17 protein-coding genes are annotated in these 17043 nt (G+C 58.2%); 8 read left to right on the forward strand and 9 right to left on the reverse strand.

Annotation, left to right across the window (positions count from 1 at the left end):
- Positions 1 to 54: 54 nt before the first annotated feature.
- Together DY251_RS13885 and DY251_RS13890 are read right to left on the reverse strand one after the other, a co-directional pair.
- Positions 55 to 576, reverse strand: a complete 522-nt coding sequence (locus DY251_RS13885; RefSeq protein ID WP_245415965.1) for a hypothetical protein — start codon at positions 574 to 576, stop codon at positions 55 to 57.
- The gene (locus tag DY251_RS13890) at positions 557 to 1162 is read right to left on the reverse strand and encodes a CGNR zinc finger domain-containing protein (protein ID WP_116624514.1); all 606 of its coding nucleotides are present in this window, start codon (positions 1160 to 1162) and stop codon (positions 557 to 559) included. The genes DY251_RS13885 and DY251_RS13890 overlap by 20 nt, the downstream gene beginning before the upstream one ends.
- Before the next feature lie 67 nt (positions 1163 to 1229).
- On the opposite strand from DY251_RS13890, the gene DY251_RS13895 reads away from it, so the two are divergent.
- The gene (locus DY251_RS13895) at positions 1230 to 2129 is read left to right on the forward strand and encodes a branched-chain amino acid ABC transporter permease (RefSeq protein ID WP_116624515.1); all 900 of its coding nucleotides are present in this window, start codon (positions 1230 to 1232) and stop codon (positions 2127 to 2129) included.
- 56 nt (positions 2130 to 2185) lie between these two features.
- Here the strand turns inward: DY251_RS13895 and DY251_RS13900 are convergent, their stop codons facing one another.
- Positions 2186 to 3292 (reverse strand): TRAP transporter substrate-binding protein, encoded by a 1107-nt coding sequence (locus tag DY251_RS13900; protein WP_116624516.1) that lies wholly within the window; start codon positions 3290 to 3292, stop codon positions 2186 to 2188.
- Positions 3293 to 3557: 265 nt separating this feature from the next.
- Between DY251_RS13900 and DY251_RS13905 the strand changes: the two genes are divergently transcribed.
- A complete protein-coding gene (locus DY251_RS13905) occupies positions 3558 to 4331 on the forward strand; it encodes a gamma-glutamyl-gamma-aminobutyrate hydrolase family protein (protein WP_116624517.1) in 774 nt (257 codons plus the stop codon).
- Positions 4332 to 4334: 3 nt separating this feature from the next.
- Here DY251_RS13905 and DY251_RS13910 read toward each other — a convergent pair whose 3' ends face one another.
- The 5 genes from DY251_RS13910 to DY251_RS13930 all read right to left on the reverse strand — a co-directional run bounded on the left by DY251_RS13910 (position 4335) and on the right by DY251_RS13930 (position 8304).
- Entirely contained in the window at positions 4335 to 5051 is a 717-nt protein-coding gene (locus DY251_RS13910) for a DUF2726 domain-containing protein (protein ID WP_116624518.1), read from the reverse strand.
- A 59-nt stretch (positions 5052 to 5110) separates the two neighbouring features.
- The gene (locus DY251_RS13915; RefSeq protein ID WP_116624519.1) at positions 5111 to 5539 is read right to left on the reverse strand and encodes a hypothetical protein; all 429 of its coding nucleotides are present in this window, start codon (positions 5537 to 5539) and stop codon (positions 5111 to 5113) included.
- 79 nt (positions 5540 to 5618) lie between these two features.
- Complete coding sequence (locus DY251_RS13920) at positions 5619 to 6599, reverse strand: 2-hydroxyacid dehydrogenase (protein ID WP_116624520.1); 981 nt, start codon at positions 6597 to 6599, stop codon at positions 5619 to 5621.
- 17 nt (positions 6600 to 6616) lie between these two features.
- Complete coding sequence (locus DY251_RS13925; RefSeq protein WP_170971345.1) at positions 6617 to 7639, reverse strand: LacI family DNA-binding transcriptional regulator; 1023 nt, start codon at positions 7637 to 7639, stop codon at positions 6617 to 6619.
- Positions 7640 to 7788: 149 nt separating this feature from the next.
- On the reverse strand, positions 7789 to 8304 hold the full coding sequence (locus tag DY251_RS13930; RefSeq protein WP_116624522.1) for a MarR family winged helix-turn-helix transcriptional regulator: 516 nt from the start codon (positions 8302 to 8304) through the stop codon (positions 7789 to 7791).
- A 155-nt stretch (positions 8305 to 8459) separates the two neighbouring features.
- Here DY251_RS13930 and DY251_RS13935 point away from each other — a divergent pair, with 155 nt between their 5' ends.
- Together DY251_RS13935 and DY251_RS13940 are read left to right on the forward strand one after the other, a co-directional pair.
- Positions 8460 to 9551 carry a CobW family GTP-binding protein gene (locus tag DY251_RS13935; protein WP_170971334.1) on the forward strand — a complete coding sequence of 364 codons (1092 nt, stop codon included), beginning with the start codon at positions 8460 to 8462 and terminating at the stop codon, positions 9549 to 9551.
- 13 nt (positions 9552 to 9564) lie between these two features.
- Positions 9565 to 10539, forward strand: coding sequence for a WD40 repeat domain-containing protein (locus tag DY251_RS13940; protein ID WP_116624523.1), 975 nt, complete (start codon positions 9565 to 9567; stop codon positions 10537 to 10539).
- 192 nt (positions 10540 to 10731) lie between these two features.
- Here the strand turns inward: DY251_RS13940 and DY251_RS13945 are convergent, their stop codons facing one another.
- Positions 10732 to 11217, reverse strand: coding sequence for a GNAT family N-acetyltransferase (locus DY251_RS13945; protein WP_116624603.1), 486 nt, complete (start codon positions 11215 to 11217; stop codon positions 10732 to 10734).
- Positions 11218 to 11337: 120 nt separating this feature from the next.
- On the opposite strand from DY251_RS13945, the gene DY251_RS13950 reads away from it, so the two are divergent.
- From DY251_RS13950 to DY251_RS13965, 4 genes are all read left to right on the forward strand, one after another.
- Positions 11338 to 12693: an aspartate aminotransferase family protein gene (locus DY251_RS13950; protein WP_116624524.1), complete on the forward strand. Its 1356-nt coding sequence runs from the start codon at positions 11338 to 11340 to the stop codon at positions 12691 to 12693.
- 35 nt (positions 12694 to 12728) lie between these two features.
- Positions 12729 to 14117: a glutamine synthetase family protein gene (locus tag DY251_RS13955; RefSeq protein ID WP_116624525.1), complete on the forward strand. Its 1389-nt coding sequence runs from the start codon at positions 12729 to 12731 to the stop codon at positions 14115 to 14117.
- Positions 14118 to 14209: 92 nt separating this feature from the next.
- The gene (locus DY251_RS13960) at positions 14210 to 15445 is read left to right on the forward strand and encodes a putative DNA modification/repair radical SAM protein (RefSeq protein ID WP_116624526.1); all 1236 of its coding nucleotides are present in this window, start codon (positions 14210 to 14212) and stop codon (positions 15443 to 15445) included.
- Positions 15446 to 15454: 9 nt separating this feature from the next.
- On the forward strand, positions 15455 to 16903 hold the full coding sequence (locus tag DY251_RS13965) for a UdgX family uracil-DNA binding protein (protein ID WP_170971333.1): 1449 nt from the start codon (positions 15455 to 15457) through the stop codon (positions 16901 to 16903).
- Positions 16904 to 17043 lie beyond the last annotated feature (140 nt).

Raw genomic sequence — 17043 nt, forward strand, 5'->3', positions numbered from 1 at the left:
TGATTTGCCCAATGTCGACGCGCAAGGCGCGAAGGTCAAACAAATTCGGTTGTATCAGAAATTCGGACAATCTTCGCGCGAAGCGGCCGCCTGCTCAGCCACGCTGCGCCCCTTCATTTCCGGGTTCGGCGTGTAAAACGGGCCAACAACAAGCGGCTTGTCGGGCAATAAAGTCTGGTCTTCCGAGGAAGTTACCGTGGTATCGATGGTCTGAACGGGTTGGCCCGCACTGTCTTCAATCTTGATTGCGATCTTGTAGGGATGGTCTTTGACGATACAGCGCAGGGGCGGTGTGGTCAGTGTCGTCTTGTCCGTTGCTGGCCAGATTTTCTCGCGCACCTCAATTGCGTCGCCACCTGCCGGATTCTCAAAGCTTGCAACCGCAACTTCTCCCTCGCCTGGCGTGCGCAAATGTTTCAAGTTTACCAGAAAGCGCGCGGTCGCCACTCGATAGTTGAACACCACCAGCTTGCCGTCCAGCGCATAACGCTCAGTGTCTTTGCTGTCCCGGCATCCGGCCACCAATGCGACGATAGCCAAACCCATCGCCGCCGTTCTAATCGGCCACGCTTTCATAAATCACCTCTGCATTTTTGAGACGGTTGTAATGGCGGGCTGCCTTGCGGCGATTCCCGCACACCGCCATGTCGCACCAGATGCGGCTGCTGTTTCGGCTGCGATCGACAAACAGCCAGCCGCAATTCGCGCAAATTCGCATCCGCGATAGCCGGTCCGGCTGCAACAGGCGCAGCGCCGACATGGCGACCGCCGGTTCCAACTCCAAGGCTCCCGTCGACGCTATCCCCTGGCATGTAAACGTGCCGCCGCCCTGCATCGCCTGAGAACAAGCACCCAACAATTCAGCTACTCTATCGGCATCCAGCCTCCCGGATTCCGCAGTCTCGCGAAACAGTGAATCGGTAGCCTCGCGAAGTCGTATGACTGTCGCCTTCGCAGCCTCCGGTTTGGCAACGGTCAAAACTGCACCACCCAATTCGTCCGCACAAAACCGACTAGCGGCCGTTGCGAATCGCTCGACCTCTTCGGCTTTCTCAAAGCGATCGAAGCGACGTGCAGGATCGATACGCAGAACCACGGTATTGGCGACATCCAACGCCAGCGCACCGCCTGAAAATCTATGCTCGGACCAATCGACAGCCATACGCTTATCTAACTGGTAAAATGCTTTTTGCAAGTTAGAATACATCGGTTAATTGGCCACTCACTCGATGCTCTATTTTCTCCAGCAAGCCTTGTTCGGCATCCATGCCGGCGCGATCTATGCATTGCTTGCGTTTGGCTATGTGCTGGTGAACGCGCTGCTGCGCCGCACGAATCTCGCCCACGGAGCACTATTCGCCTTCTGCGGACACGCAATGATACTGGCCACGTTGTTCGGCTGGAACGTGCTTTGGCTCACTTGGCCCGCAGCAATAGGCTTCGGCGCGCTTGTCGGGCTGGCTTATGCGGCGATCCTCGGCATGGTCCTGTCGCGCCACATTTTCGAGCCACTGCGCAGTGCCGCGCCCAACACCATCGTCACCGCCACGCTTGGTGTCGCAATCGTACTAATGGAGGCATCGCGCATCGCCGCCGGTACGCGCGATTACTGGCTGCCGCCGCTGCTATCCGAACCCATCGTTTTCGCCCAGGCGGAAGGTTTCATCGTTACGCTGACGCTGAACCAGATCATCGGCTGCCTGATAATATTCATGATATTGGCAGCGAGTTCTGTATTTCTGGCCCGTTCGCGCTTCGGGCGAAACTGGCAGGCAGTCGCGGATGATCCATTTGCCGCCGCTCTGTGCGGAGTCGATCCGCCGCGCATTTTCCGGCTGGCATCCATCTTCGCAGCCCTGCTCGCCGCGATATCCGGCATTCTCGCCGCAGCCTACTACGGCAATATCAGTTTCGGCACCGGTCTGGTCTATGGCTTGAAAGTGCTCTTCGTCACCGCAGCAGGCAGCTATACCTCCCCCTTTCGCGCGGCGCTTGGCGCGTTTGCATTCGGCATCGGCGAAACAGTCTGGACAGGCTATTTCCCATCGGAATGGCGCGATGCTTGGATGCTGGCGTTTCTCGCGGCTACGCTGATTCTGCGTCATTCCGCCCGCGACGATGCACCATAATAAAAAAGGCCCGGAAGCTTTCGCCTCCGGGGCCGTATTCAATGCAGTGACTGAGCTTACAGCTTGCCGCCGCGCTGCTGCACCATCATGAATGTGTCGTAGTTGTATTCCGCGATCTGCATGTTGAGATAATACTCTTTGCGGAACGCAACGATCGAGTCCCAGATCTTCTTGAAGTTCGCATTTGACGCGGTGATTTCAGCATAAACCTCGTTCGCCGCATCAAAACATGCCGCTAGAATTTCCTGACTGAACGGACGAAGTTGCGCGCCATTCGCCACGAGCTGCTTGATGGCAGCCGGGTTCAAATAGTCGTACTTTTGCAGCATGTTCGCGTCTTCGGCCTGTGCCGCGGTGCGAACTAGCGACTGGTAGTTCTTCGGCAGTTCCTCAAACTTCGCCTTGTTGAAGAGCAGGTGAACCGTCGGACCACCTTCCCACCAACCGGGATAGTAATAGAACGGCGCGACCTTCTGGAAGCCAAGCTTGGCGTCATCATAAGGTCCAACCCACTCAGCAGCGTCGATGGTGCCCTTTTCAAGCGCCGGATAGATGTCGCCGCCGGCGATCTGCTGCGGCACAACACCAAGCTTCTCGACAACCTTACCGGCGAACCCGCCGATACGCATCTTAAGGCCCTTCATGTCCGCAACGGTGTTGATCTCCTTGCGGAACCAGCCACCCATCTGCACACCGGTATTGCCGCCTGGAAAGCCGATCAGACCCTGCGTTGCAAGGAACTCGTTGAAGAGATCGATGCCACCGCCATGATACTGCCAGGCGTTCATACCGCGCGCGTTCAGCGCAAACGGCACGGCCGCACCCAACGCCCATGTCGGATCCTTGCCCCAATAATAGTAAGACACGGTGTGTGCCGCTTCGACAGTACCGCTCGCGGCAGCGTCTGCTGCCTGCAGGCCGGGAACGATTTCACCAGCCGCGAAAACCTGTACCTCAAAATTGCCGTCGGTTGCTTCCGACACCATCTTCGAGAACACTTCCGCGCCGCCATAAATCGTATCGAGTGACTTTGGGAAGGACGAGGCAAGCCGCCATGTAACCTTCGGATTCGACTGTGCGATTGCCGGAGCCGCGAGCGTGGTCGCGGCAGCGGCGCCAGCGCCAGCAAGGCCAGCTTTGGTGATAAATGAACGACGATCCAAGTGGACCTCCCTTGTTTCCTCTCAAGTGAATCGGGCGCATACATTTTTGTCTATTGCTATGCACCGGTCGGAAACAATACACGCCACGGCCTAGGTGTCTAGCACGGCATGGACCACGAATTCTTGTTTGGAGACCCAATATCGGGCGTCTAAAACTAATGTATTAGAGATCGCGGCATACCAATTCGGATTGACGTGGAAATCGGGCACAAAATCGCCTATTTAATAGGCAAATCAACTGCCTGCACGACAGGAACTATCCACTATGTATCAGCCGCTCGTCGCCGTTTCGACCGATGTTCGCCAGTTCGAAAATTACACCTGGCACGCGGCCCCGCGCCAATATCTTGAAGCGGCAATCGTCGGCGCCGGAGTGTTCCCTGTTCTGGTCCCATCCTTCGGCGAACGTCTCGATCTGGACACACTCCTTACCTCTGTCGACGGCGTGATGGTCACTGGATCGAAGTCGAACGTTCATCCCTCGCTCTATGGCGCAGACGCCACGGAGGAGAATGGCCCATATGATCCAGACAGGGACGCCACCACGCTGCCGCTTATCCGCAAGGCTATCCAGCGCGGCGTGCCGCTGCTCGCGATCTGCCGTGGCATTCAGGAGTTGAACGTAGCCCTCGGCGGCACACTCGCCACCGAAATTCAGGAGCGTGCCGGAAGCATGGACCACCGCGCGCCGGTTAGCGAAAATCAGGATGAGCGTTTCGCGATCCGGCAGACGGTCAGCATCAAGTCCGGCTCGTGCCTTGCGGGCGTTTTCGGCGCTGGCGACATTCAGGTCAACTCAGTGCACCGGCAGGCAGTGGACCGCCTGGGCTCCGCCTTGCAGGTCGAAGCCGTTGCACCTGATGGAACGGTCGAGGCGGTATCCGTCCGCAATTCAAGCGCCTTTGCCGTTGGCGTTCAGTGGCACCCGGAATATTGGGTCCATTCTGACAGCACCTCGGCAAAAATCTTCAGCGCCTTTGGCGATGCGGTGCGCGAACACGCCGCTGCCCGCACGGGCGTCAAAGCCGCGGCCGAATAAAGCCTACCTCGTCACTTTACGAACCATTTGCCTGATTTCCTCCGGCTCATGGTGTTCATTTATTTCCAGATAGTGCACGCCCGCCTTGCGTAAGGCTTCCTTTTTCACTGCATCACGTGCAGCAGCCATATTCTGGTAGTGGCCCTGCCCCTGATATTCGAAAACGGCCAGTGGCTCACCATTCGGCTGGATAACCAAGATATCCACGCGCTTCGCATTGATTGACGCGAATGCCGCCTTGTCGTCTGAATCGAGAATTTCCCCAAGGCAGGTTTGCGACAATATCCGGTGTCCGCCACGAACAACCCGCAACTCCTCCTCCACGATACGGAAAACGCGGAATTCAGATTTATTCATCACGCGCTTTTTGCGGAAAGGCGCGGCCATGACGTGGCGAAGCTGTTCGACGTAATCGCTGTTCAGGTTGCCGTTGGGCGTTGGCAACGCAACAATGTTGTCACTTATTGCTGATGGCGGAGCTATGTCGGCCGAACGACTGCGCTTGCTAAATTCATAGTTGCTGCGTCGCCCAAAGCTGCGGTTTGATTTTGAGCTGGAGTGATATTTGTATCGGCGCTGCGATATCTCGTTAAGTGCGAAGTAGCATGCTAGCCCTGCCACCAAGCAGATCAGCAAGATCACCCAGCTGTTTGCGTCTGGATCCCGCGAAAGTTGAATGAGTTCCAATTCGGTCTGCGCCTTCCCCTCGCCTTTTAGCAAGGAAACTAGCCGCAGCCTGTTTCGGCTTCCTTTTATAAGCCGCTAAACTTTTCGCGTTTCTACTCGGCCCACATCGAAAGGCGCGCAGCGCGGGGCTGATAGGATTCGTAATCCGCGTCATCGCCAATCGCGAATTCGGCTACCGGCGCATTCTGGCTGTCCACGAAGGCAATAGAGCCATCCGCGCGTTCGCGCCAGAAGCGAGCAGTCGTTAGCCCCTGCAGAATGCGGTCGCAGGCGGGGTTTACCTTCAATTCGGCATAGCCGGGCGAAAGCGTGCGCCCTTTTACGACCATGCACGAACCAGACGCCTCCGCTGATGAAAGCGTGAAAACCTGAAGCGTGGGCCGTATAACCGGTTGCGGAACGGGAATGCTTGCAGTCGTAAAATCGCGGTCGATTTCAGGCGTATTCTGCAGGGCGCTCGCAGCCATCCATGCCACGCCCATGGCACCCGCAATCAAAACCAATACAAACACGCTGCGCATCAAAGAACTCCGTCGCTCCGCCCTCCCGATACGGAGACTTCCTTATCCGGGCGTTAATGTTGACGAAGTATGAACAACTTTAGGCTTTTACATGATTTGTTTCAGGCACTGGCGTAAGCGCCCTGCCCTTCGAGAACCACTCGATCAAATTATCGACAACCAGATCGGCCATCGCATCCCGCGTGTACGTGGATGCGGATCCCACATGCGGCAGCAGCGTTGCGTTTGAAAGTTCAAGAAGCGCCTGCGGAACATTCGGCTCGTTGGCAAAGACGTCGAGCCCCGCAGCCCGGATAATGCCTCCCTTGAGAGCCGCCGCCAGCGCCGCCTCATCGACTGTGCTGCCGCGACCGATATTGACGAAAATTCCATCCGGTCCGAGTGCTTCCAGCACGCGCGCATTAACAACCTTCTCCGTCTCTTTCGTGCCCGGCACGACGGAAATCAGAATGTCGACAGCCTCGGCCAATCCTTCCAGCGTCGGGAAATAGTCATACGTCAGCCCGTCCACCTTGCGACGGTTGTGGTAGGCCACAGACAGCCCGAACGCTTCCAACCGCTTGCCAATGGCCTGCCCGATACGTCCCATGCCCAGAATTCCAACCTTGCGGCCACGCAGCGAAGGCGTGAGCGGATATGCGCCTTCGCGCGCCCAGCGACCTTCTCGCAGATAATTTTCCGCGCGCGCGAGTTCCCGAACCGTATTCAGCAGCAGGCCCAGCGTCGTATCCGCGACCTCCTCGGTCAGCACGTCCGGCGTGTTGGTAACCATCACGCCCTTTTTGGCGGCATAAACTGCGTCAACGCCGTCATAGCCAACACCGAAGTTGGAAATTATTTCGACCTTGGGCAGAGCGTCGATGAAGGCTGGCCCGACAAATGCGCCGCCCAGCGCGGGCGAAACCGCCACCCCCCGCACACTCTGCGTGAGATCGTCTGCAAATGTCGACGGATCAAACGCATCTACCGTCACGAGATTGAATGTTTCCCCGATCCGCTGCACCGAGCGCGGATGCAACTTTCCCGGCACCAGAACGGTGATCGCCTTCAAATCAGTCATAACTACCTCACGCGGGGTCAGCTTCGCTCGACAGGTCGTGCAGTCGATTGCCTGACATGAAGTTCCGGCCGGATCAATTCCTGAGATGGCTTAACGCTTGCGCCAGACAGCTTGTCCAAAAGCGCGCGCGCCGCTTGCCGCCCAACCTCCCGCTGTCCGTTCCACACAGTCGTCAGCGCCGGAGTTGCGATAGCCGCCTCCTCCAGATCGTCATAGCCCGTAACCGAAACATCAACGCCCGGCACCAGACCCGCGCGCGAAATACCGTTCATCAAGCCAATCGCAACGAGGTCGTTCCAGCAGCATGCCGCCGTGGGCTTGTCCTTGAGCGCCAGAAACTGCCCCGCCGCTTCGAAGCCGCCTTGCTTGGTGCGCGGCCCGGAAATGCGCCACGCCGGATCGACCGGCAAGCCGGCCTTCTCCATCGCACCCAGATACCCATGATAGCGATCGCGCCCGGTTGATGTCTGGTCCGTACCCCCCACCATCGCGATGCGCTTGTGGCCCAGTGAAATTAGGTGATTGGTCGCCAGCGCCGTGCCATATGCGTCGTCACCTCGAAATACCGGCACTTGCGCGCCTTCGACCGTGCGCGCAATCAGCACTGCCGGAAGGCCGTTTTCCTCCGCAACGATTATGTCTTCCGGCGGCGTGCCGATGGCAGGCGACATGATCACCCCGTCGGCACCAAGCTGCAGCAGCGTATCGATAAACGTGCGCTGCTTTTCCAGTTGGTCGTAATGGTTGGAAAGAATGAAGGTCTGTCTGCTGCGGTCGAGTTCGCTCTCGATGGCTTTCAGGATTTCCGCGAAGAACGGGTTCATAATGTCGTGCACCACGACACCCACAATCCCTGAGCGCGATGTGCGCAGGCTGGCCGCTCGTCGGTTATAGATATAACCGATCGCGCGGGCGTGATCCTTGATCCGCTCCCTTGTCTGTTCTGCAACAAGGGGACTGTCCCGTAAAGCAAGTGAAACCGTCGCCGTCGAAACATTCAACGCATCGGCAATGGTAGAGAGCTTGATTTTCTGTGCCAGCTTCCCCTCCCTGGCGAAACGCCTTCCAAGCGGCGTCTAAAAACTTTAAAAATTTTAATTTCGTTTAGACTAACTGCGTCGGGAAAGTAAAGCTTTTTTGGCCGCAACTAAAGTCTGACGCGAAGGGGGAATCGTGGACTTGCTTAAATTTATTCTTTTGCGGTCACGACAGGCTCAGCGGGCGGCAACGCGACCCCCTCATCCACCTCGCCATCGTCATCGGCGTCAGCCTCGACAGCGCCTGCAAGATTGGCTTCGATCCGGGACAGCAGCTTCGAAAGAGCTTTCTGTTCTTTCTTGTCCAGGCCGCGCAACGCCTGCTTTTCGGTCTTCTTCACCGATTTTTCGATTGCCTTGATGGTTTCGCGGCCGGATTCGGTCAGGAAGATATGCGTTTGCCGCGCATCCTCTTGGGAAGCGCGCTTTTCCAGCACGCCTTGTGCCTGCAAGCGATTGATCGTCTTGGTAATTGTCGGTGGGCGAACCCCAAGACGCGTAGCCAATTCGCTTGGCGACTGCCCGTCCAGATTGTTCAGCGCCAGCATAATCTGATCTTGCCCGGCATAGAATCCATGCCCGTTTAGCCGCGCCGCCAAAACGGTGCGTGACAGCCTGGCGGCAGATTGCAGGCGGTTCATCACCACGTTCTTGCGCGACTTCACCATAATATCCCTCAGAAACTGAATAGCCGGCTGTCGATACGACACTCTTATTTCAGGAATGTGACAACCCACAATTACGCCGATTTGCGCACGTCAAATCCTTCCAAATTGGCGGAGAGAGTCCTATATGAAGCCCTCCCGTCTCCAGGATGATCACCATGAGCGATGCCCAGACACTTTCACCGGCCCAGATTCCCGTAACCGTTCTCACCGGCTATCTCGGCTCGGGGAAAACGACATTGCTCAACAGGATTCTCTCCGAAACGCACGGCAAGCGCTATGCGGTCATCGTCAATGAATTTGGCGAGATCGGTATCGACAACGATCTGATCGTGGAATCCGACGAAGAAATCTACGAAATGAACAATGGCTGTGTGTGCTGCACCGTGCGCGGTGATCTTATCCGCACCGTTGAGGGGCTTATGCGCCGTCCGGGGCGTTTCGACGCCATTCTCGTTGAAACCACCGGCCTTGCGGACCCTGCACCCGTCGCACAGACCTTTTTTATGGACGATGATGTGCGCGCCAAGACCAAGCTCGACGCTGTTGTGGCGCTGGTTGACGCTAAGCATTTGCCGCTCCGCCTCAAGGATTCGCAGGAAGCAGAAGACCAGATCGCATTCGCCGATGTCATTCTGCTGAACAAGACCGACCTCGTGTCGCGCGAAGAGCTTCGCGACATCGAAGGCACGCTCCGCGCCATCAACCCCACCGCCCAGATTTATCGCACCGAGCGCGCATCCATCGGCCTGGATAAGGTATTGGATCGCGGTGCATTCGATCTCAAGCGCGTGCTGGACAACGACCCGCATTTCCTCGACGCGGACGATCATGATCACGACCACGTATGCGGACCCGATTGCGACCACGACCACCATCATCATGACCATGATCATCATCACCATCACGGCCATGATCACGACCACCATCATGGCACGGCATCCCCGATCCATGACGTAACGGTGCAATCCGTCTCATTGCGCGCTGGCGAAATGGACCCGAAGAAGTTCTTTCCGTGGATCGAAAAAGTCACGCAGAATGAGGGGCCGAACATTCTGCGCCTCAAGGGCATCATCGCGTTCAAGGATGACCCGGACCGCTATGTGGTTCAGGGTGTTCACATGATCATGGAAGGCGACCATCAGCGTGCGTGGAAGGATGATGAAAAACGCGAAAGCCGGCTGGTCTTCATTGGCCGCAAGCTCAATGCCGATGCGCTTAAGAGCGCGTTTGAAGCAAGTCAGGCGTAAGTATCTTTAATCGATGCCAACAGTCGCGCCACTAGACCTCGCGGGCCATTGCGTTTCAGCGAACTTCATCGCCGGAATTTCGTTCTTTTCGCTTGCCGAGGGCGAAGTTCACCGCCTCGACCACGGCCAGAAAAGCGTAACGGTCCATGACGGCCTGCTCGCCGCTGCGCCTGCGCTCGACAATCGCAGCCTGATCACTTCCGGCGAAGATGGCCGCGTGTGCTCGGTAGACGCTGAAGGCAACGTCACCGAGTTGGCATCGATTGGCCGCAAATGGATCAACTGCGTTGCCGCAGGCCCGCAAGGTGCGGTCGCGTTCGGCTATGGGCCGAATGCAGTCGTTCGCTTTGCGGATGGAAAGTCGCGCACACTCACGCACAAGCGCTCCGTCGAAGCAGTTGCCTTTGCGCGCAAGGGTATGCGCCTTGCCGCTGCGCATTATGGCGGCGCCACGCTCCACTTTCCCGCATCGGAGGCCAAGCCCACCGAACTGCTTTGGGAGGGTGCACACACCAAGGTGACGTTCTCGCCCGACGGCAATTTTCTTGTCACGGCGATGCAGGAAAATGCGCTACATGGCTGGAGAATTTCCGACGCCAAGCACATGCGCATGAGCGGCTATCCCGCAAAGGTCAAATCCATGTCGTGGAGCGTCAAAGGCCGTTGGCTGGCGACTTCGGGCGCACCGGCGGCAATCGTCTGGCCATTTCAGGCCAAGGACGGGCCGATGGGCAAAGCGCCGCTTGAACTCGGCACGCGCGGCGATGTGCTCGTCACCTGCGTTGCCTGCCACCCAACGGATGAAATCGCGGCCATTGGCTACAGTGACGGCATGATCCTCGCCGTCCGCTTTGCCGATACGAAGGAAGTCCTGCTGCGCCGCCCCGGCAAGGGCGCAATCAGCTCGATGAGTTGGGATGACGAAGGCCGCCGCCTTGCCTTCGGCTCAGAGGCTGGCGACTGCGGCGTGGTCGATATTTCAGCCTGAACGGCCTTTCTTATTATACCCCTCATCCGCCTGCCGGCCCCTTCTCCCGCAAGGGGAGAAGGGAGATTTGAAACGCGCTGGTTTAAATCGGCAACGCCGCAAAGCTTGCGTAGCGCTGACACCTCTTGCCTTCTCCCCTTGCGGGACAAGGTGGCGGCAGCCGGATGAGGGGTAATTACGCAGCCCCGAAAATCATCCGATATTCTTCACAAAATACCGCACGGTCTTCTTACCCCCGTGGATCGCGGAACCGCCAACCGCGCGAAATCCCAGCGCGGCATGAAATGCATCCGAAGCCGGATTTGGCGGTTCGGAATTGACCTCGCAGGCAATGACCGTATGTCCCGCCTCATGAGCCATCTCGAACAAATGCTGGTATAGCCTGCGCGCATGGCCCCGGCCGCGTGCGCGCTCATCCGTCACCACCCGGTCGACATACACAAAGCGCGGATAGCGCTGCTTGAACCACAGAAAATTCGGACTGTCGTAATCTGCATCCTGATCGAAGGTCAGAAGCAGCGCTTCGACATCACCCACCTTTAGCGCAAGAAACGCCTGCGCAAGCAAATGATCCAGCCGCGCCTCATCGAGATATGAAAGCTCGGCAGCAAACAGATTGTTCAGCGCAAGGATCTTTTCGCGATCATCCGGCGAAATTGGAAGAAGTTCGGCAATCATCTGCATCCAGCGAATTTAGAGCCAATTTTCAGGCAATGCCAGCTTGCCATTGTGCCAGCACCGGCACCCGGTTGACCTTGCCATTGCAGGCAATACAACCACCGCATTGAGGGAGAAAGAATGACGGCCGGCATCTCACATCAAAAGATCACGCAGCTTCGCGCCACGGAAGCTCAAACCTATTCCGCCGCGCGCCCGAAATCGAAGGCCGCGCTTGCGCGTGGCATCGCGCATTTCCTCGATGGTGTTCCGATGCATTGGATGCGCGATTGGCCGATGCCCTTCCCTTTTGTCGTCCACGCTGCGAAAGGCGCAGCCATCACTGACATTGACGGTCATACCCTCGATGATTTCTGCCTTGGCGACACAGGCTCCATGTTCGGTCACTCGCCGGCACCCGTCGCGAAAGCAATCCGCACGCAAGCCAATCGCGGGCTAACCTATATGCTGCCCAGCGAAGATGCGCTCGAACTTGGCAACATGCTATCGACCCTCTTCGGTCTGCCGGAATGGCAGATCGCTACAACCGCCACAGACGCCAATCGCTTTGCCCTGCGCGTCGCGCGCGCCGTGACCAATCGCGACAAGATCCTTGTGTTCAACGGCTGCTATCACGGCGCAGTGGATGAAACGATGGTGCGCATCCGCAATGGCAAGCCGATCAACCGGCCCGGCCTTGCGGGTGAGTTCCGCGACCTTACCGAACGCACGCGCATCGTCGAATTCAACGACCTCGCCGCGCTGGAATCCGCCCTGTCGCATGAGGACGTCGCTTGCGTCATCACAGAGCCGGTGCTCACCAATTCCTGCATGGTGCTGCCCGATCCCGGCTTCCACGATGGTCTGCGCGCCCTCACCCGCAAATACGGCACGCTGCTCCTCATCGACGAAACCCATACGATTTCGTCCGGCCTCGGCGGCTACACACGCGTCCACGGACTGCTGCCGGACTTGTTCGTTCTCGGCAAGCCTGTTGCGGGCGGCGTACCGGCGAGTGTTTGGGGCATGACGCACGAAGTAGCCGCACGCTGGCAGCAGGATTGCGACGGTCGCGAGCCCGGCTATTCCGGCATGGGAACCACGCTTTCCGCCAACCCGCTGCAATTCGCGGCGATGCGCGCCACGCTTTCGCAGATCATGACCGCCGACAATTACGCTCATATGGAGCGCGGAGCTGCACGCCTGCAAAGTGGCATCGCCGCAGCAATCGAAAAGCACGCGCTGCCCTGGCATGTAACGCGGGTCGGCGCGCGCGTCGAATTCATCTGCGCCCCCGGCCCGCTGCACAATGGCGCTGAGGCCGAGCTTGCCCACGCACCGGATCTCGAAGCCGCCATTCAGGTCGCGCTTATCAATCGCGGCACGCTCATTGCGCCGTTCCACAACATGATGCTGGTGTCGCCTGCCACCACGAACCGCCAGATCGACCGCCTTATTGCCAATTTCAGCGATATTGCACAGCGCCTTGCGGCGTGAGAAAACCCACCTGTTCAATGCGGTAACTTCCAATCATGACCTCGCCATCCGGCTCGACCTTCGACGAAGCCAAAGAATTTCTGGCCCTCTATCCTGAAATCGAAGCCATCGACATCGTGCTCGTCGATTGTAACGGCATTGGGCGCGGCAAGATCATTCGCCGCCACGAGCTTGAATCCGTTTACAAGAGCGGCCGCCCGATGCCGACCTCGATACTCGGCCTCGACATCTGCGGCGAGGATGTTCACGAAACCGGCCTGACTTGGGATACAGGCGACGGTGACATGCGTGCGTGGCCCATTCCCGGCACACTGGTTCCGCTCCATGGCACCACGCCGCCGCGCGGACAGGTGTTGATGAGTATGTATCACCTTGACGGCCAGCCGATGCTCAGCGACCCGCGCCATGCGCTTGCGCGGCAGCTTGCCGACATGAGCACACGCGGATTGGTGCCTGCAGGTGCCTTCGAGCTTGAGTTTTTCCTGCTGTCAAACAAGCGCGACGCCGATGGGCGCGTGCGCCCCGCAGAGGCGGTTCTGGACGGTCGCGTGAGCGGCAAAACGGAAGTCTATTCTGTGGATCATCTGCACGGCATGGAGCCGCTATTCTCGGATATTTACGCTGGCGCGAAGGCGCAGGCCCTACCGGTCGAAACCGTAATTTCCGAATATGCACCGGGTCAGTACGAACTCACGCTTAACTATCGCACCGACCTCATGCGAGCCGCCGACGATCTCACCATGCTCAAGCGACTTGTCCGCATGCAGGCGCGGCGTCATGGCGTCACGGCCTGCTTCATGGCCAAGCCGTTCGAAAACTACGCCGGTTCGGGCATGCACCTGCATGTTTCCATGCCGGACAAGAACGGCAAGAACATCTTTTCTGAAAAGACGCCCGGCGCTTACGAACCAACCCTTCTCAACGCGATGGGTGGACTGTTGGCCACCATGCCGGAATCCATGCTCGTCTTCGCTCCTCATGCGAATTCATGGCGTCGGTTTGTCTCGCAATCCTACGCGCCGATGGCCCCGACTTGGGGCGTCAACAACCGCTCCGTCGCGCTGCGCGTACCAGAAGGTGACGTACGCGCGCGGCGCATCGAACACCGCCCCGCCGGAGTGGACACCAACCCGCACATGGTCGCGGCAACTGTACTCGCTGGCATCGCGAAAGGGTTGGACGAAAAGCTCGACCCCGGCGCTGAAGTCACCGGCAATGGCTATGAAAACACGCCAAAGCTGGAGGGTGATACTCCCGCCGATTGGCGTTCAGCGATCGAAGCCGCGAAGGCCTCCAGCTTCCTGAAGTCCGCCTTGGGTGAAGAGCTGCACCGCACCTTCACCGCCATCAAACAGGCGGAATATCTGCGCGTCGCCCGCACGGTCAGCGAGTTGGATTATCACCTCTACCTGCACGAAGTTTGAGCCGGGGCTGAAAAATACCCCTCGTCCGCCTGCCGGCACCTTCTCCCTCAAATGTTATCGCTATCATATCAAAAAGAACGTATCATGAACATATGGCTGTGCTATCGATTCGTGAAAAGCTGGCGATTCTTTCTGACGCCGCAAAATATGATGCGTCCTGCGCATCTTCTGGTGCTGCCAAGCGAGATTCCCGCAAGACGGGTGGCATCGGATCAACGGAAGGCATGGGCATTTGCCATTCCTACGCACCAGATGGTCGCTGCATCTCGCTGCTCAAAATCCTGCTGACCAATTTTTGCATTTACGATTGCAGCTATTGTATCAACCGCTCATCCTCAAACGTCCGCCGCGCCCGGTTCTCGGTTAATGAAATCATTGCGCTCACAATGTCCTTCTACAAGCGCAATTATATCGAGGGGCTTTTCCTTTCCTCTGGCGTCATTCGCGCACCCGATGAAACAATGGCGGAAATGGTTGAAGTCGCGCGCCGCCTGCGTGTCGATGAAAAATTCGGTGGCTACATTCACCTCAAGACCATTCCCGAATGCTCGCAGGAACTGATCGACAAAGCCGGGCTTTACGCAGACCGGCTGTCGATCAACGTCGAACTCCCGACCGACGAGAGCGTGAACCGGCTCGCCCCCGAAAAGCGACCCGAAACCATCCGCCAGTCGATGGCAAAGCTGCGCCTGCGCATGGAGGAAAAATCCGAGCCAACCGTGCGCACCAAGCGCAAGGAACGCTTCGCTCCGGGCGGGCAATCGACGCAAATAATTATCGGCGCAGACACCGCCACCGATGATACGATCCTACACACCAGCGCGCGCCTTTACGGCAGCTATCAACTGCGCAGGGTTTACTATTCGGCCTTCAGCCCAATACCGGATTCCTCATCGGCTTTGCCCCTCATCAAGCCGCCGCTCATGCGGGAACATCGCCTTTATCAAGCCGATTGGCTGATGCGTTTTTATGGCTTTGATCAGAAGGAAATTCTTCAATCCTCACCGGACGGAATGCTTGACCTAGCCATAGACCCGAAACTTGCCTGGGCGCTTGGCAATCGCCAGCGCTTCCCGGTCGACGTGAACCGCGCCGCACGCGAAATGTTACTGCGCGTTCCCGGCCTTGGCACAAAGGCCGTCGCACGCATAATCGAAACGCGGCGACACCACCGCTTGCGACTGGAAGATGTTGGCCGTCTTTGCGGCTCGATTGCCAAGGTGCGCCCCTTCATCACTGCGGAAGGTTGGTCGCCGGGCGGCACACTTGATGCAGCGCGTCTACGTGAAAAGCTGACGCCGCAGCCTCAGCAACTCTCTTTGCTCTGAGGTCGCGCAATGGCTTTGCAGCACGCCCTCTCCCTCACAGGTTACCAAATCGCTCTCAGCGGCCCCGTAGATTTCGACGGATGGCGCAAAGCCGCCCGAAGCCTTGCACTCGCAGGCGTCGATCCCGCTGATGTAGAGTGGATCGTGGGCGGCGACAGCACGGGCTTGCCGGAGCCCCGACCAAATGCGCCTGAGCTTCGCGTTCCGCGCAGTTTCATCGAACTCGCTCAGACGATCATCTGCCACATCGACCCGGAGCGCTTTGCGCTTCTACATCGAGCCCTCACCTGGCTCCAGCAAACGCCGGAATTGCTGTCTATCGCCTCGGATCGTGATGTGGTGCGCATGCGCGAGATGGAAAAAGCGGTTCGCCGCGACATCCACAAAATGCGTGCTTTCGTCCGCTTTCGCGAAGTGGACGGCCATTTCCTGGCTTGGTTCGAGCCTGCGCATTTCATCGTGGAGCGCAACGCGCCTTTTTTCGTGCGCCGCTTCACCGGCATGAACTGGACGATACTCACGCCCCACCACTCCGCTTCATGGGATGGTAGCGAAATCACATTCGGTCCCGGTGCAAACAAAAGCGACGTTCCGGCAGATGATGCTGCCGAGGATCTTTGGTTGACCTATTATCGCAACATCTTCAATCCGGCGCGGTTGAAGGTGAAAGCCATGCAGGCGGAAATGCCGAAGAAATATTGGCGGAACCTGCCCGAGGCTTCGCTCATTCCTGATCTGATTGCGGGGGCTGAAAGCGCCGCAACGGAGATGATCAAGAACATGCCCACCCAACCTGCACCACACCACCGCAGTGTCCGGGCACAGCACTGGGGCACTCGCGACAAAACGCCAGATCCGGAAAGCGAGGCGACTTCCCTTGCAGAGCTTCGCGAGCAGGCAATGTCATGTCACCGCTGCCCGCTGTGGCGCGATGCCACGCAAACCGTTTTCGGCGAGGGTCTGCCGTCAGCCGCGGTTGTTTTCGTGGGCGAACAGCCCGGCGATCAGGAGGATTTGGCCGGTAAGCCTTTTGTCGGTCCGGCGGGCAAGATATTCGACGATGTGCTGGCGGAAGCCGGTATCGACCGCGACCTAGCCTATGTCACCAATGCGGTGAAGCACTTCAAATTCGAACCGCGCGGCAAGCGCCGCATCCACCAGAAGCCTAACGCCGGCGAAGTCACCGCCTGCCGCTGGTGGCTCGATCATGAGCTTGGCTTCATCAAGCCGAAATTGGCCGTCGCGATGGGTGCCACCGCCGCGCTTGCTTTGCTTGGAAAAGCCATTCCGGTCACGAAAATGCGCGGCAATGTTGTCGAACGCGACGACGGCCTGCGCGTGTTCCTGACGATCCATCCGTCCTTCATCCTGCGCATCCCCGACCCTGCCGAACAGCGCGCCGAACGCGCCAGGTTTCTGGAGGATATGCGGGAGGTGAAATCACTGATGGCAAGATAGCCATTACCCCGCATCCGCCTGCCGGCACCTTCTCTCGCAAGGGGAGAAAGCAGCAGTGTCAACGTCTCACATATTCCGCAACGTGGAAGATTGAAGCCAACGCCGCAGTTACCCCCTTTCTCCCCTTGAGGGAGAAGGTG

It is taken from the genome of Mesorhizobium denitrificans, assembly GCF_003403035.1.
GTDB lineage: Bacteria > Pseudomonadota > Alphaproteobacteria > Rhizobiales > Rhizobiaceae > Mesorhizobium_G > Mesorhizobium_G denitrificans.

What these genes read in the sequence shown, in the direction of transcription:
- DY251_RS13935 (WP_170971334.1), top strand. Translation starts at nt 8,460, where the DNA reads ATGAGCGATGCCCAGACACTTTCACCGGCCCAGATTCCCGTAACCGTT.
- DY251_RS13885 (WP_245415965.1), bottom strand. Translation starts at nt 576, where the DNA reads ATGAAAGCGTGGCCGATTAGAACGGCGGCGATGGGTTTGGCTATCGTC.
- DY251_RS13890 (WP_116624514.1), bottom strand. Translation starts at nt 1,162, where the DNA reads ATGGCTGTCGATTGGTCCGAGCATAGATTTTCAGGCGGTGCGCTGGCG.
- DY251_RS13940 (WP_116624523.1), top strand. Translation starts at nt 9,565, where the DNA reads ATGCCAACAGTCGCGCCACTAGACCTCGCGGGCCATTGCGTTTCAGCG.
- DY251_RS13920 (WP_116624520.1), bottom strand. Translation starts at nt 6,599, where the DNA reads ATGACTGATTTGAAGGCGATCACCGTTCTGGTGCCGGGAAAGTTGCAT.
- DY251_RS13955 (WP_116624525.1), top strand. Translation starts at nt 12,729, where the DNA reads ATGACCTCGCCATCCGGCTCGACCTTCGACGAAGCCAAAGAATTTCTG.
- DY251_RS13960 (WP_116624526.1), top strand. Translation starts at nt 14,210, where the DNA reads ATGGCTGTGCTATCGATTCGTGAAAAGCTGGCGATTCTTTCTGACGCC.
- DY251_RS13945 (WP_116624603.1), bottom strand. Translation starts at nt 11,217, where the DNA reads ATGATTGCCGAACTTCTTCCAATTTCGCCGGATGATCGCGAAAAGATC.
- DY251_RS13965 (WP_170971333.1), top strand. Translation starts at nt 15,455, where the DNA reads ATGGCTTTGCAGCACGCCCTCTCCCTCACAGGTTACCAAATCGCTCTC.
- DY251_RS13915 (WP_116624519.1), bottom strand. Translation starts at nt 5,539, where the DNA reads ATGCGCAGCGTGTTTGTATTGGTTTTGATTGCGGGTGCCATGGGCGTG.
- DY251_RS13895 (WP_116624515.1), top strand. Translation starts at nt 1,230, where the DNA reads ATGCTCTATTTTCTCCAGCAAGCCTTGTTCGGCATCCATGCCGGCGCG.
- DY251_RS13950 (WP_116624524.1), top strand. Translation starts at nt 11,338, where the DNA reads ATGACGGCCGGCATCTCACATCAAAAGATCACGCAGCTTCGCGCCACG.
- DY251_RS13905 (WP_116624517.1), top strand. Translation starts at nt 3,558, where the DNA reads ATGTATCAGCCGCTCGTCGCCGTTTCGACCGATGTTCGCCAGTTCGAA.
- DY251_RS13930 (WP_116624522.1), bottom strand. Translation starts at nt 8,304, where the DNA reads ATGGTGAAGTCGCGCAAGAACGTGGTGATGAACCGCCTGCAATCTGCC.